This is a genomic window from Algirhabdus cladophorae (assembly GCF_044772865.1).
Lineage (GTDB): Bacteria > Pseudomonadota > Alphaproteobacteria > Rhodobacterales > Rhodobacteraceae > Algirhabdus > Algirhabdus cladophorae.
Window position 1 is genome coordinate 2004611 of sequence record NZ_CP173029.1, and the last position, 14222, is coordinate 2018832.

The window sequence follows — 14222 nt, forward strand, 5'->3', positions numbered from 1 at the left end:
ATCCGGACGACCATGATGGGGGGGGACCACATGAAAAGCAGCCGTCTTGAGGGAAAGCGTGTGCTGGTCACTGCTGCGGCACAAGGCATTGGTCGAGCCTCTGCTCTGGCCATGGCAGAGGCAGGGGCGCAGGTGTTTGCCACGGATGTGGCGACTGATCTGCTGGACAAACTGACCCATGACAACATTCAGACATCCAAACTGGATGTGCTTGACCTTGCGTCGATTGAGACAGGCGTCGCCACGGCGCAACCAGATGTTTTGTTCAATTGCGCGGGCTTTGTGCACCACGGCGATGTCATAACGGCCACTGATGAGGATTTGGAATTCGCTTTTGACCTGAACGTGCGGTCCATGGTGCGCACGATCCGAACTGCGTTGCCCGGGATGATCGAACGGGGGGGTGGGTCAATTATCAACATGTCATCCGCGCTGGGGTCTATCATCGGCGCACCAAACCGCATGGTATATGGCACCACCAAAGCTGCCGTGATCGGCCTGACCAAATCCGTGGCGGTCGACTATATAAAGCAAGGCATTCGATGTAACTGTATCTGCCCCGGCACTGTAGAAAGCCCCAGCTGGCACGACCGTGTGACGGCTTTGGGCAAAGAAATGGGCAGCTATGCTGCAGCCCTTGAGGCCTTTGTCTCACGCCAGCCTTTGGGCCGCGTGGCCACAGCCGAAGAAATCGCTGCATTGGTGGTTTATCTGGCTAGCGACGAAAGCGCCTTTACCACTGGACACCCCCATATCATCGACGGAGGATGGAGCGGCCAATGACCGATCCCAAGACCCCTAAGCTACGCTCGCAAAACTGGTTCAACAATCCAGACAACCCCGAAATGACCGCGCTCTATCTCGAGCGGTACCTGAACTACGGCCTGACCCGCGAGGAGCTGCAATCAGGCAAGCCGATTATTGGGATTGCGCAAACCGGCAGTGATCTAAGCCCGTGTAATCGCCACCATATTGAGCTGTCTAAACGCGTGCGTGACGGGGTTATTGCAGCAGGTGGCACAGTCATCGAAATTCCTGTGCATCCGATCCAAGAGACCGGAAAACGCCCTACTGCCATGCTGGATCGCAACCTTGCGTATCTGTCGCTGGTTGAGACGCTTTATGGCTATCCCATTGACGGTGTGGTGCTGAACATTGGCTGTGACAAGACCACGCCTGCCCTTCTCATGGCTGCAGCCACGGTCAACATTCCAGCCATTGCCCTGTCTGTCGGGCCAATGCTGAATGGCTGGTTTCGAGGCCAGCGCACGGGATCTGGCACCATCGTGTGGAAAGCCCGCGAGATGATGGCTGCAGGTGAAATTGATGCGGATGGATTTATGGACATGGTGGCCAGTTCCACCCCCTCTGTGGGCTATTGTAACACTATGGGCACGGCCACCACCATGAACTCGCTGGCCGAGGCGTTGGGCATGCAATTGCCCGGTTCCGCCGCGATCCCAGCGCCCTACCGCGAGCGTGGTCAGATCAGCTATGAGACTGGCAAACGCATCGTCGATATGGTCCATGAGGATCTAAAGCCGTCGGACATTATGACCCGTGAGGCGTTCGAGAATGCGATCGTAGTGAACTCGGCTATCGGCGGGTCCACCAATGCGCCGATCCACCTGAATGGCATCGCCAAACATCTGGACATCGAACTGACCAATGATGACTGGCAAAAGCTGGGGCACAAAGTGCCTTTGCTGGTCAATCTTCAGCCAGCTGGCGAATATCTGGGCGAGGATTACCACCAAGCCGGCGGTGTGCCTGCCGTGACCGGTGAGTTGATCCGCGCGGGCGTGTTGCCCCATCCTGACGTTATGACAGTGAACGGCCAAACTATGGGCGAAAACTGTGCCAAGGCCGAGCCAAGCAATACGGATGTCATCCACAAAATGCTAACGCCCATGGTCAAGGATGCAGGTTTTATCAATCTGTCCGGCAACCTCTTTGACAGCGCCATTATGAAGACCTCTGTGATCAGCAAAGAATTCCGCGACCGCTATCTTTCGAACCCCGAGGATCCCGAGGCGTTCGAGGGGCGTGCCATCGTGTTTGACGGGCCCGAGGACTTTCACCATCGCATCGACGATGAAAGCCTTGGCATCGACGAGCATTGTATTTTAATCATGCGCGGGGCTGGTCCCATTGGCTATCCAGGTGGGGCTGAGGTGGTGAATATGCGCCCCCCGGCTTACCTGTTGAAACGCGATATCCATGCCCTGCCCTGCGTGGGAGACGGGCGGCAATCGGGCACATCCGGCAGCCCGTCCATTCTGAATGCCTCCCCTGAGGCAGCGGCTGGTGGTGGTCTGGCTTTGGTGGCAACGGGCGATACCGTCCGCATCGATCTGCGCAAATGCACAGCGGATATGCTGGTGGATGAGGCAACGCTTGAAGCCCGCCGCGCGGCCTTGGTCGATGGCAAAATGCCAGTGCCCGACAGTCAAACACCGTGGCAAGAGATCTTTCGCGCCAAGGTGAGACCGTTTAGCGAGGGTATGATCCTCGACGGCGCAGATGCCTACCAAGACATCGCCCATAAAGGCCTGCCCCGCGACAATCACTAGATATCAGCACTAAGGAATTCACACATGAAATTGGTACGTTACGGCGACATGGGCGCTGAAAAACCCGGGATGATAGACAGCGATGGCACCTTGCGCGATCTCAGCGCCCATGTAAGCGACATCACTGGGGATATGCTGTCAGATGCATCGCTTGCCGCTCTTGGCGCGCTTGATCCCGCCAGCCTACCAGTTGTTGCGGGCAGCCCTCGCATCGGTGCCTGCGTTGGCAATATCGGCAAGTTCCTATGCATCGGTTTGAACTATTCGGACCATGCGGCTGAAACTGGCGCGGATATTCCCAAGCACCCGATTTTGTTCTTTAAAGCCAACTCCGCCATCGTGGGTCCAAACGACGACGTGGTCATGCCGCGCGGCTCGACCCACACGGATTGGGAAGTCGAACTGGGCGTGGTGATCGGCACCAAGGCAAAATACGTGACCAAAGAAAACGCGCTGGACCATGTAGCAGGCTATTGCGTCGTTAATGACGTATCCGAACGCCACTTTCAGACGCAACTGACCGGCCAATGGACCAAGGGCAAATCCTGTGACACCTTCGGCCCAACCGGCCCTTGGTTGGTCACACGCGATGAAGTGGAAGACGTGCAAAACCTTTCCATGTCCCTCGACGTGAATGGCAAACGGATGCAAACCGGCAATACCAACACAATGATTTTTACTGTGGCCGAGATCATTGAACATCTGTCGGGCCTGATGACCCTGCACCCCGGTGATGTGATCACCACGGGCACCCCCCCGGGCGTTGGCATGGGGATCAAACCGGCCCCTGTGTACCTTAAAAAAGGCGATGTGATGAGCCTGACGATTGAGGGCCTCGGCACGCAAACTCAGAAAGTGGATGAAGACGCATGAGCAAACCTGGATTACTGTTGATCGGTGGTGCGACCGAGCGGATGATGGAACGGTTTGAAGCCGAATTCACTGTTACCCGCAAAGACGATCTGAACGGCACCAATGACGCTATCATCGCTGTGGCCACCAATGGGCACGACGGTGTCCCTGCCCCAATTATGGCCGCACTGCCCAACCTAAAAGTCGTCAGTTGTTACGGCGTGGGCTATGACGCGATCGACACTGCGGCCTGCAACGCGCGCGGTATCTTGGTCAGCCATACGCCCAATGTACTCAACGATGATGTGGCCAACACGGCGATTTTGCTGATGTTGGGTGTCAGCCGGTCTGTCGTTCGCGATGACGCCTATGTACGGGCGGGCAATTGGGTCGCCAAAGGAAATGCCCCCCTGACCAATTCTGTGGAAAATGCCAAGGTCGGCATCCTCGGCATGGGCCGTATTGGCGAGCGGATTGCGGAAAAACTGACGGTCTTTACCCCGCATATTCAATACCACACACGCTGTCCCAAAGATGTGCCCTACAGCTACAGCGACGATCTGATGGCAATGGCTGCTGACGTGGATATCCTGATAGCCATTGTCCCCGGCGGTCCTGCCACGGACAAACTGATCAATGACGACGTGCTCAATGCACTTGGCCCTAACGGGATGCTGATCAACGTCGCACGCGGCTCGGTCGTGGATGAGGCCGCCATGGTCAAAGCCCTGCAAGACGGGCGTTTGGGCTATGCAGGCCTCGATGTGTTCGAGGCGGAACCCAAAGTGCCAGAGGCGCTGTTCGAGATGGAAAACGTCTTGCTGTTGCCTCACGTGGCCTCTGCAACCCACGAGACGCGCCGCGCTATGGGCGATTTGGTAACCGACAACCTCTCGGAATACCTCAAGTCGGGTCAAGTACTGACCCCGATCCCCGAGTGCCAAACCTAGGTTTCTTTAGTCCCTGAATACCTAAAAAAGGCGGGTCAAATGGCCCGCCTTTTCTACGTCAAAGATCAGCTTGCAACTGACTTCATAAATCGATCCCGGATCACAACAGGATCCATTGTGATCACCGGCAGTTTGATGTTGCCACTGTCACATTTGACCACAATCACCGTCATCTTTTTGCTGTCGATGGCCGCTTGCAGCACCTTGCCGGTGTCTACATCCTGACACACCACAACATTCTCGCAGCCACAGGCCTCGGCCACTTTTTCCAGCTTGGTTTTGGCGCCGGCATAGGTGGGTTGATCACCAGTCGAGCCATAAGAGCCGTTATCGATAATCATCAAAATGTAGTTGTCGGCCACATTGTTGGCGATTGTTGGCAGTGTGCCAAGATTGGTCAAAACCGAGCCATCCCCATCAATGGAAATGACGGTTTTGTCTTGGGCCAGTGCCAGACCAAGGCCAATGGACGATGACAGGCCCATGGTGCCCAGCATGTAAAAGTTTTTGGCGTTGTCATCGATCATATGCAGCTCTTGGCTCGGTAGGCCAATGTTACAAACAACCAGTTGATCGCGCAGGATCGGGGCGATGTCTCGCAGGATTTCAGAACGGATCATTGGTCGCCGTAGCCTCCCCAGAAGGACGCATCGGTCAGGATCGCCACAGGTTTGTTGCACATGAAGGTGTATTTCAGGATCGCATCCAACTCGTCTGCATCACTTTCTTTGTGGAAGTGATAAGTTGGGATCGCCATTTGGTTCAACAGCGCCTTGGTATGCACAGCCATTTCGACCTGACAGGCCACAGGCTCGCGCAACTCACCGCGGTAAGAGATCAACATCGGCAAGGGCATCCGGTAATACTGGATCAACGTCGCCAGCGTGTTGATCGTCACACCGATTGCTGTGTTTTGCATGATGATCGCAGGCCGTTTGCCGCCCATATAGGCGCCCGCGCACAGGCCCATGCCCTCGTCTTCTTTGTTGGACGGAATGTGGTAAATCTCGTCGTGCTTTTCCACTTCGTCAATCACGCCCGCCAATTGCTTGCATGGTACGGTTGTGACAAAGCTAATGCCGTTGTTCACAAAATCCGAAACTATTTTTTCGTTTATTGACATATAGTTACCCCTAGTTAGCGCCTGTCCTTCCCTTAGGGTATTGTGGCCGCTCTGACCAGATGTTTTCGTCTAGTTCCCAAAGGCCAATGCGTTTGCAGCACCGATTAATCCAAAGTTATCATTCTGATACAGGAAAACCGAAAGGCCGCTTCGGGCTTGACTGAAACGCTCGCGTCCGCCCGCATTGAACGTCTCAAAAAACATGTCGTCAAAAATCCAAGGATTTTTCGTAGCGACACCTCCGGCCAAAAACACACCCCCAGAGGCATGGTTGGTGATCGCCAGATCCCCAATCACCTGACCCAAGTGGCGTTTGAAAATCTCTAGTGTCACACGCGCTTGATTGCTCAGGCCCAATTTGGCCGCAGCTAAAACGCCCTCGGCATCATGAATTTTACACGGCTGGCCAATGCTATCGCAAGCTGCGTTATACAGTCGGGGTAAACCGGTGCCACTGAGCATCGCTTCGGCCTCAAATCGCGCGGACGGCTGTCGCATCATTGTCTCTGGCCAGATTTTACCAAAGGCCTGAAAAACCTGCCGTTCTTCTGGCGATTGCGGACTGATGCCGATATGGCCCCCCTCGCCCGGAACCGCCTGAAAGCCGTGCGCCGTTTTGACCAAAGTCCCCACGCCCAATCCTGTGCCCGGTCCGACGATCAAACGGTTGCCCGGTTTAAGCACCCCATCGCCTTGCAGGCCGTGGACCTCTTGGGGTTGAACGGTTGCCAAGGCCCAAGCAGCGGCTTCAAAGTCGTTGATGATCCGCGCCCGGTTGCTCTGGGTCAGTTGTGCAACCTCATCCTCGGCCAAGGACTGAAAGACCCCAGTGATAGGGTTTTGAGCGTTCGTTAGGGTCACAGTTCCATCCCTGACCGGGCCTGCCATGGCCACCACAGCCCGTCCGGGCTGTGTCGGCTGATCCTCGATAAAACCATGAATAAGTTGGACCAGGGTTTTGTCACTTTTCGTGGGAAAAGTCTTGGTGCCCAGAATTTCACCGGAATGCACTCGGGCCAGACGCGTGTTGGTGCCGCCGATGTCAGCGACCAAATCCCATTCCATCCTGGATCCCTTCCAATCGATGATAGCGCTAACTGCGCTGCGGCTTGCGTAACATCACATATGTTGCAGTCGCAATCCCAATTCCCACCGCAAGGATCATCAGAGTGGCCAAAGCGTTGACCTCCGGTGTTAGTCCCAAACGAACCTTCGAGAAAACCACCATAGGCAGAGTACTAGCCCCCGGTCCAGAGACAAAACTGGCGATGACCAAATCATCCAAAGACAGCGTAAAGGCCAAAAGCCACGCACTGACCAAAGCAGGGGCAATGGTAGGAAGGGTTATATCAAAGAAAACCCGCAGGGGTTTGGCGCCCAAATCGGCAGCCGCTTCTTCGATTGAGATATCGATATCGACCAACCGCGATTGTACTACGACAGCCACAAAGGCCATGCAAAACGTTGTGTGGGCAATCACGATTGTCATCATGCCCCGGCCCGCAGGCCAGCCCAACGCCACTTCCATCCCCACAAAAAGCAATAGCAACGACAGGCCCGTGATCACTTCGGGCATCACCAAAGGCGCCGTGATCATTGCCGCCAGCAGTTGTTTGGTGCGAAACCGTTTGAACCGCACAAGGCAAAGGGCGGCCAAGGTACCAAAGACAAGCGCGAGCGAGGCACTCAGTGCTGCAATTTTGAAACTGATCCACGCAGCACCAAGGATCTGCGGGTCACGTAACAATTCCCCGTACCATTTGGTCGAAAATCCGCCCCAGACCGTGACCAGCTTGCTTTCATTAAAGCTGTAGACGACCAAACCGATGATCGGTGCATAGAGGAAGACAAAGCCAAGAACGGCCAGCAGGCGCAGCATCTAGCCCTCCTCCGGCGACAAGGTGCGCAGCCACATCACAGGCACCACCACAAGGATCAGCATGGCGATGGCCACAGCACTTGCCACAGGCCAATCGCGGTTATTGAAGAATTCGGTCCACAGGATCTTCCCGATCATCAGCGTGTCTGGACCGCCCAACAGCGCAGGGATCACAAACTCGCCAATAGCGGGGATAAACACGAGGCTGCATCCCGCGATGATCCCGGGGATCGACAGGGGCAAAGTGACCGTCAAAAAGGCGCGAAAGGGGGTCGCGCCAAGGTCGCGTGCGGCCTCCAGAAGGCTTTCGTCGAGCTTTACCAAATTGGCATAGAGCGGCAGGATCATGAACGGCAAATAGGTATAGACGATGCCCACATAGACCGCGAAATCCGTTTGCATCATCACAATCGGCTGGTCGATCAGGCCCAAAGCCATGAGCGCGTTGTTGATAATTCCGTTGCCCTTTAGAAACCCGATCCACGCATAAACGCGCAGCAAAAACGATGTCCAGAACGGTAAAATTACCAGCATCAGCAATAGGTTACGCCGTGTGGGGCTAGCGCGGGCTATTACATAGGCCATGGGATAGCCAATCAGAAGGGCGAAAACTGTCGAGACAAAGGCGATCTTGATCGAGTTCAGGTACGCCACGATGTAAAGATTGTCCTGCCACAGATAAGCATAGTTGCCCAAAGTGGCCTGCACGACCAGCTTCCCCTCCTCCCAAGAAAAGAGCGGCGTATAGGGCGGCCTTGCGCGCGCGATCTCGGCAAAGCTGATTTTGAATACTACGAAAAACGGCGCAAGGAAGAAGATTAGCAACCACAGCATGGGTACCGCAAGGACCAAAGTGCGGCCGTGACGTTGGAGAAATCCGTTCATCGCTGCAAGACCACGCCATCGCCCGCATCAATCCCGAGGAAGACTTTGTCCTCCCAAGTGATGGCAGGTCGGTCGCGGCGGGTGCGATTGGATTGGGCCACTTTGATGATCTGACCATCAGTCAGCTTGACGTGATAAATTGATTGCCCACCCAGATAGGCAATGTCTTCGACCACGCCTTCGATGTTCATATCTGATGCGTCCGACGTGGTGCCGATACTCAGCTTTTCAGGACGCACCGCGTACCAGCAATTGTCGGTCAACCCGAGCCCCTCAACCAAGGGCACTTTCAAGGTTTCGGGCGCCATTTGCGACTGCAGGAACATATGCGGCCCATCAATGCCAACAACCATGGTCTCAAGCACATTAATCGAGCCGATGAAATCTGCCACAAACCGGGTTTGCGGGGCCTCGTAGACTTGGCGCGGCGTGCCGACTTGTGCAATCTGGCCCTTGTTCATCACGCCGATGCGACTGGACAGGGTCATCGCCTCTTCTTGGTCATGGGTGACCACGATAAAGGTGATCCCAAGGCTTTCTTGGATATTAACCAATTCAAACTGGGTCTGTTCGCGCAGCTTTTTGTCCAGCGCCCCAAGGGGTTCGTCCAGTAGCAGCACTTTGGGACGTTTGATCAGGGCCCGGGCCAAAGCCACCCGTTGGCGTTGCCCACCAGACAGTTGCGCGGGCTTGCGTTTGCCAAAATCGCCCAACTGCACAAGCTTGAGCATTTGGGCCACACGGTCGTTCACTTCGGATTTGGCCACGCCATCGCGGAGCAACCCATAGGCGATGTTTTTGGCCACACTCATATGCGGGAACAGCGCGTAGGATTGGAACATCATATTGGTGGGCCGCGCATGGGCAGGCGTTGTGGACATATCCACGCCGTCGATAAAGATCCTGCCAGAGGTCGGTGTCTCAAAACCCGCCAGCATCCGCAGCAAGGTGGTTTTACCGCAGCCAGACCCACCCAGCAGGCAGAACAATTCGTTCTTGCGGATCTCAAGACTGATATCGTCAACAGCCACCACGTCCCCAAAAGATTTGGTGACGTTTTCAATCCGAATAAAGGGGGTGTCGTCGACCTTGAGCATGGTGTGAACAGGGCAGACCGTTGCCTGCCCCTAAGGCCCTATTGGCCCGTGGTCACTTTGGTCCAAGCGCGTGTAATCGTGCGATCACCGCGTGGGGATTTCACATCAGCGCCGTACAAGTTGGCTTTTGCGGCCTCTGTTGGGAAAATACCGGGATCAGATGTGATTTCCTCATCGATCAACGGCAAAGCTGCTGCGTTGGCTGACGCGTACCAAACGTAGTTGGTAATGTCGGCTGTGATCTGGGCATCCATGATAAAGTTGATGAACTTATGGGCCGCTTCTGGGTTCGGCGCATCCACTGGAATCGCCAGCATGTCAAACCACTGCAACGCGCCCTCTTTGGGGATCACATAGGCCACTTCGACGCCGTTGTCGGCTTCGTCGGCGCGGTCACGCGCTTGGAACACGTCGCCGGACCAACCGACAGCCACGCAGGTGTCACCATTGGCCAAGTCATTGATATATTGCGAGGAATGGAAGTAGCGGATGTGGGGGCGCACGGCCTCTAGTACGGCCACCGCTTGATCGATATCGCCTGCATCCTCGGAATTTGGATCAAGACCCAGATAGTTTAACGCGGCCGGAATAATCTCGGTCGGGGCATCCAGCATGGAAATCCCACAATCAGCCAGCTTTTCAGCATTTGCCGGATCCAGAACCATGGACCAACTGTCGGCAGGGTAGTCTTCGCCCAGACGTTCGGCCACCGCGCCCACATTATAGCCAATGCCAGTGGTGCCCCACATGTAGATCACGGAATGCTCGTTACCTGCATCATAAGTCGCGGCATTGGCCATCAGGCCTGCATCCATATTGGCCAGATTGGGCAGCATAGAGCGATCCAGCGGCTGGTAGATACCTGCCTCAAGCTGGCGCTGCAAAAAGTCTGATGTGGGCACAACCAGATCATACCCCGAGGCCCCTGCCAACATCTTGGCCTCTAGAACCTCGTTACTGTCGTAAACATCATAAGTCACTTCGATGCCTGTCTCGGCCTCAAACTTGGCGATCGTGTCTTCGGCGATGTAGTCCGACCAGTTATAAATCCGCAACTCTTCGGCGCTCGCAGACCCTGCGATCAAAGCAGCCGTGGCTGTTGTCAAAACCAATTTGTTCATGAGTTGTCTCCCCAAGTTCATGACTTTTAGGGCCGATTTCGGCCTCTCAGACCAAAGATTATGCCCGCCAGCCACGAAGGGCCAGCAGAATTTTACAGATTTCAACCTCAGCAAGACCTGCCGCCGATCCGCGCCTAAGGACTGGGCAAACCGCAAACCCTTTGGTGGTATTGGCTACCGAACCGGACCGACCCTAGAACTTGGCCACGAAGTTCACAAAGAGGCCTTTGTCATCATAGGTCAGATCCGTCAGGTCGTCGCTGAAGCTGCCAAAGTTGTAGCCCACGCCGACTTTGACATTGTTGCCCACATGCCGATAAGCCGCGCCCAACAGACCATATTCTGAAAAGCCTGCCTGATCCGCAGCCAGATAGCGCCCCTCAACCAAAACATCCCACTTGTGGGTCACGTGATAGCGGGCATTGACCACACCCAGCCAAGCATCGTTCTTGGCCAGATCAACCGAGGCATTGGGGGCCGAGCGGGACAAACGCGCACCCAGTTTACCGCCAAGCGTCCATTGCGGGTTCAGATCATAGCTGGCGTCCAAGGAAAACACATGGCTTTCCTGACGCGGTCCCGGCTCGTCATTGCCATCAATTTGCTGACCGTACATGTCGTAGAGGTAAGTGTATTTCAGCAGCAGGTTCAGTTTGTCATCAAGGATCGGACGATAGGCGTAGCCAAGGCTGGCCTCGACATATTCGCCCGATAGGACGGAATTGTTGCGCGTGTCTGTATCCGCGGCATCAAGGTTGAACACCAAACGGCGCTCGTCATCGATCTTGTAACGTACAGCCGCAGTCAGCAATATGGTGTCCGCATCTGCACGGCCCGACGGCAGCGTGCCGCGATCCTGACGTAGTTCCAGACGCGCTTTGGCGGACAGGCCTGCCTCGTCTTGGTAGCGCATGCCCAGTGATATAGCTGTGCGATCAAAGTCACCTGCTGGATCATCGATCTTGCCGAACTCGACCGAGCCATCGTAGGTCAGAAAATCGCTGCGACGATGGCTGACGCCATAGGTGCTGGTCAGGCTGCGGTGGGTACCAAAGATGTCATAGGTGTTTTCGCCGTAAATCTCGGTGTCTGCTGTAACCTGGCGCTTGCCGCCAGCCACAAATTGCCCGCGATCCCGCCCGGACAGGCTGACGCCAGAAAACTCGCGGCTTGGGATCAGTTCATAGCCGAAATAGGCGCTGGTGCCGTCCTCGCGAGCATAGCTGAACAAAGCACGGCCTGCTTCGCCCAGATCCCCATCACTGATTTCCCCTTCAAAGGTCCAGTTCTTGGCGAAACGGTATTTCACCCCTGCCCCAAGACGATTGTTGTCCTTTAAACCGCCAGAGCTGCTCAACGTGGCTTGGCCAAAGACATACCACGCCAGATCCGCGTTTTCGGTAAAAGTCACGCGGGCGGCGATGTCCGTGCGACTGCCAGTGTTGTCAGCATCATTGGGCGTGGTTTTGTCCAAATGTTCCAGCCCCAGATCCCATGTGACCCGGTCGCTGGCGCGATACGTGGCCTCAACCCCGCCTTCACTGATTTTTTTGCCGTCCTTGTTTTCAAAGCTGTCAAAATAGGCGCGATAGCTTAGACGTTCGCTGGCCTCAATATCGACCGACACGCCCCACAGATCCTCGGAGACCGATGTTTGGTAATCCAGCGTGGAAAAGCCTTCGGTGCGGCTTTCATAGTAAAACGCCAAGGTGCCATCAGTGCCGGCCCCAGCCTCGCGCAGATCCAACTGGCCGCTGACCAAATAAGCCTCGCCGTCACCGCTGACCGCGCCAGAATTGGTCACAATCAAACCACCATCAGACGAGATGCTGGACCCAAAGCCCGGCCCTTCGGTCTGGGCATATTCAAGGTCTATGTAGCTGCGTTCGGAAAACTCGTAGCGCAGATCAACGCCCGTGGCGGTTTGATCCGCACTCCCTGTTTGTTCGACCAGCCCCGTGGCCCCGATGCGAATGTTGTCTGTCGCCCACACCTCGGCCCGTGCGCCGTAGCTAAAGCCGTCAACGTCCGTGGCTGTCGGGGTAAATTCATACTGTGCCACAAGGCGGATATCATAGTCGCCCGATGGATCCGTAATGACTGTGCCTGACCCAGTTGAACTGGACAAAGGCCGCGCCAGCGTGATCAGGCCTTGGATATAGTTGATGTCGTAGTCGCGCCCGTAGGTCAGAGTACGGGTTTCCACAACACGGCCTGTGTCGCGGTCGCGCAATTCGATGCTGAGGGTTTCCGACCCTATGGACAGATCCTGCTTTTGCAAGAAATAGACCGATCCGCCTGTGCCACGAAACACATCACGTCCGGGCAGGTTGTCAGGCTGGGCAGCGTAGGCCTCGAGCCGGACTTTCGACTGCCCCCGCGATGTGGTCTCGGGCGAAACATAAAGCCCCTGAAAACCATAGAGCGTGCGTTCGTTGCGCAATAATTTGCTGCCATTGATGGTGGACTTGTAATTCCCCCACATCAGGTGACTGCCGTCTTTTTCGGCGCGCAAATAGACCTTACCCGAGGTCGGTGCCCCGTCCTCAATGGTGCTGTCGTCGCCAAAGGTTGGATAGGCGCGTTCGTCATCCAGACGCAGCAACAGGTGATAGGGATCCTTTTTGTCAAGGTTCTCGAAAATCTGGTCCAGATCCTCATCGCCGGTGTCCACACTGGCCGTCAGTTCCCAACCATTCTGGGTCTTGCCTTTGGCATAGCCTGCAAGGCGCCCGTAGCTGTAGGTCTCGTCATAGTCCCCGCCAGCGGCATCCTTGCCCCCGTCAAAGCGGCGACCAAAGGTCAGATCAGCCGTGGCCACATAGAACCATTCGCTGCGCGGAATGGTGATGTCACGTTGGATGTAGGTGTTGCGCCCGCCGCCTGTGAGTTCGACCTCAACGGACCGATCCCCAGCTGGCAAAATGCGCTGGATGACAAAGCGCCCCGAGGGATCTGGCGTCACTTGCGTGCCAAGAGCGCGCACAGTGGCCCCTTGGGCCACGCCGCTGCCGGACACTGTCACAGCACCACCTGATACCGGGATGCGCTGACGGGCCAGATAGGTGCTACCCTCTTCGGCATCCACGTCCAAGCTGGGCTCATCCACACGGCTCAGTGCGATGGGGGCCGTTTCATCGTACCGCCCCTTTGCATCATAAACACGGTGGGTCAGGATCAGACGTTCGCCTTGAGGGACAACAAAGCTGGCCGTGCCATTGGGATCAACCGGATAAGTGCCCACAAGGCGCGGCCCACCCCGTGCAGCTACGTCAACCACGCGCACTTCGCCACGGGTCACAAAGGCGGGATAGTTCATATAGCTGCGCACTGTCGCAGTTTCGCCAGACTGATAGGATCGCGCAGCACCGTCGATTTTCAGGTCCAGCGCAGGCCGTGCCCCCAGCCCGTCAAACTGGACGCGCACATCTGCGGCGGCCAGATCGATGTCCGCTTGGCGCGCAATGTCTTCGACACGTTTGTCGCCGGTCACCGGTTGCCCATCAACCGAGATCAAGAACCCTTCGGGCGCGGCCGCTGCAGCCCCGCTGTCGCGTTCGGTGTTCTCGCCTGCTGGCATTACAACCACGCTGCCATCGGGGCCATAGGTGCAGCCCTCAGGCAGCACTCCATCCACCAAGGCACAATTTGTCTGCGCCATGGCCCCGCCTGCCCAAAGGGCCAACACAGAGGTCGTGGCGAGAATAGATGTGGTTCGGGTCACTTTTGAAAACATACTCAT

12 protein-coding genes are annotated in these 14222 nt (G+C 56.0%); 4 read left to right on the forward strand and 8 right to left on the reverse strand.

Features of this window, described 5'->3' with window-relative positions; all coding sequences use genetic code 11:
* Nucleotides 1-30 precede the first annotated feature (30 nt).
* From ACIRQ6_RS09730 to ACIRQ6_RS09745, 4 genes are read left to right on the forward strand one after another with little or no spacing between them, the layout of a single operon-like run.
* A complete protein-coding gene (locus ACIRQ6_RS09730) occupies nucleotides 31-783 on the forward strand; it encodes an SDR family oxidoreductase (RefSeq protein ID WP_420860391.1) in 753 nt (250 codons plus the stop codon).
* On the forward strand, nucleotides 780-2573 hold the full coding sequence (locus ACIRQ6_RS09735; protein ID WP_420860392.1) for an IlvD/Edd family dehydratase: 1794 nt from the start codon (nucleotides 780-782) through the stop codon (nucleotides 2571-2573). Before ACIRQ6_RS09730 ends, ACIRQ6_RS09735 begins: the two co-directional genes overlap by 4 nt.
* A 24-nt stretch (nucleotides 2574-2597) precedes the next feature.
* On the forward strand, nucleotides 2598-3446 hold the full coding sequence (locus tag ACIRQ6_RS09740) for a fumarylacetoacetate hydrolase family protein (protein WP_420860393.1): 849 nt from the start codon (nucleotides 2598-2600) through the stop codon (nucleotides 3444-3446).
* Nucleotides 3443-4375: a 2-hydroxyacid dehydrogenase gene (locus ACIRQ6_RS09745; protein ID WP_420860394.1), complete on the forward strand. Its 933-nt coding sequence runs from the start codon at nucleotides 3443-3445 to the stop codon at nucleotides 4373-4375. Before ACIRQ6_RS09740 ends, ACIRQ6_RS09745 begins: the two co-directional genes overlap by 4 nt.
* A 65-nt stretch (nucleotides 4376-4440) precedes the next feature.
* On the opposite strand, the gene comE is transcribed toward ACIRQ6_RS09745, so the two are convergent.
* From comE to ACIRQ6_RS09785, 8 genes are all read right to left on the reverse strand, one after another.
* Nucleotides 4441-4995: a sulfopyruvate decarboxylase subunit beta gene (comE, locus tag ACIRQ6_RS09750; RefSeq protein ID WP_420860395.1), complete on the reverse strand. Its 555-nt coding sequence runs from the start codon at nucleotides 4993-4995 to the stop codon at nucleotides 4441-4443.
* Nucleotides 4992-5498, reverse strand: a complete 507-nt coding sequence (comD, locus tag ACIRQ6_RS09755) for a sulfopyruvate decarboxylase subunit alpha (protein WP_420860396.1) — start codon at nucleotides 5496-5498, stop codon at nucleotides 4992-4994. The genes comE and comD overlap by 4 nt, the downstream gene beginning before the upstream one ends.
* 69 nt (nucleotides 5499-5567) lie before the next feature.
* Complete coding sequence (locus ACIRQ6_RS09760; protein WP_420860397.1) at nucleotides 5568-6563, reverse strand: ROK family protein; 996 nt, start codon at nucleotides 6561-6563, stop codon at nucleotides 5568-5570.
* A 28-nt stretch (nucleotides 6564-6591) separates the two neighbouring features.
* On the reverse strand, nucleotides 6592-7377 hold the full coding sequence (locus tag ACIRQ6_RS09765) for an ABC transporter permease subunit (RefSeq protein WP_420860398.1): 786 nt from the start codon (nucleotides 7375-7377) through the stop codon (nucleotides 6592-6594).
* Nucleotides 7378-8262, reverse strand: a complete 885-nt coding sequence (locus ACIRQ6_RS09770) for an ABC transporter permease subunit (protein ID WP_420860399.1) — start codon at nucleotides 8260-8262, stop codon at nucleotides 7378-7380.
* Nucleotides 8259-9359 (reverse strand): ABC transporter ATP-binding protein, encoded by a 1101-nt coding sequence (locus tag ACIRQ6_RS09775; protein ID WP_420860400.1) that lies wholly within the window; start codon nucleotides 9357-9359, stop codon nucleotides 8259-8261. The genes ACIRQ6_RS09770 and ACIRQ6_RS09775 overlap by 4 nt, the downstream gene beginning before the upstream one ends.
* Before the next feature lie 38 nt (nucleotides 9360-9397).
* Nucleotides 9398-10480, reverse strand: coding sequence for a polyamine ABC transporter substrate-binding protein (locus ACIRQ6_RS09780; RefSeq protein WP_420860401.1), 1083 nt, complete (start codon nucleotides 10478-10480; stop codon nucleotides 9398-9400).
* Nucleotides 10481-10673: 193 nt separating this feature from the next.
* Complete coding sequence (locus ACIRQ6_RS09785) at nucleotides 10674-14222, reverse strand: hypothetical protein (RefSeq protein WP_420860402.1); 3549 nt, start codon at nucleotides 14220-14222, stop codon at nucleotides 10674-10676.

Excerpts from the sequence above, each read along its gene's own strand:
- ACIRQ6_RS09730 (WP_420860391.1), top strand. The coding sequence starts at position 31 with ATGAAAAGCAGCCGTCTTGAGGGAAAGCGTGTGCTGGTCACTGCTGCG.
- ACIRQ6_RS09735 (WP_420860392.1), top strand. The coding sequence starts at position 780 with ATGACCGATCCCAAGACCCCTAAGCTACGCTCGCAAAACTGGTTCAAC.
- ACIRQ6_RS09740 (WP_420860393.1), top strand. The coding sequence starts at position 2,598 with ATGAAATTGGTACGTTACGGCGACATGGGCGCTGAAAAACCCGGGATG.
- ACIRQ6_RS09745 (WP_420860394.1), top strand. The coding sequence starts at position 3,443 with ATGAGCAAACCTGGATTACTGTTGATCGGTGGTGCGACCGAGCGGATG.
- comE (WP_420860395.1), bottom strand. The coding sequence starts at position 4,995 with ATGATCCGTTCTGAAATCCTGCGAGACATCGCCCCGATCCTGCGCGAT.
- comD (WP_420860396.1), bottom strand. The coding sequence starts at position 5,498 with ATGTCAATAAACGAAAAAATAGTTTCGGATTTTGTGAACAACGGCATT.
- ACIRQ6_RS09760 (WP_420860397.1), bottom strand. The coding sequence starts at position 6,563 with ATGGAATGGGATTTGGTCGCTGACATCGGCGGCACCAACACGCGTCTG.
- ACIRQ6_RS09765 (WP_420860398.1), bottom strand. The coding sequence starts at position 7,377 with ATGCTGCGCCTGCTGGCCGTTCTTGGCTTTGTCTTCCTCTATGCACCG.
- ACIRQ6_RS09770 (WP_420860399.1), bottom strand. The coding sequence starts at position 8,262 with ATGAACGGATTTCTCCAACGTCACGGCCGCACTTTGGTCCTTGCGGTA.
- ACIRQ6_RS09775 (WP_420860400.1), bottom strand. The coding sequence starts at position 9,359 with ATGCTCAAGGTCGACGACACCCCCTTTATTCGGATTGAAAACGTCACC.
- ACIRQ6_RS09780 (WP_420860401.1), bottom strand. The coding sequence starts at position 10,480 with ATGAACAAATTGGTTTTGACAACAGCCACGGCTGCTTTGATCGCAGGG.
- ACIRQ6_RS09785 (WP_420860402.1), bottom strand. The coding sequence starts at position 14,222 with ATGAGTATGTTTTCAAAAGTGACCCGAACCACATCTATTCTCGCCACG.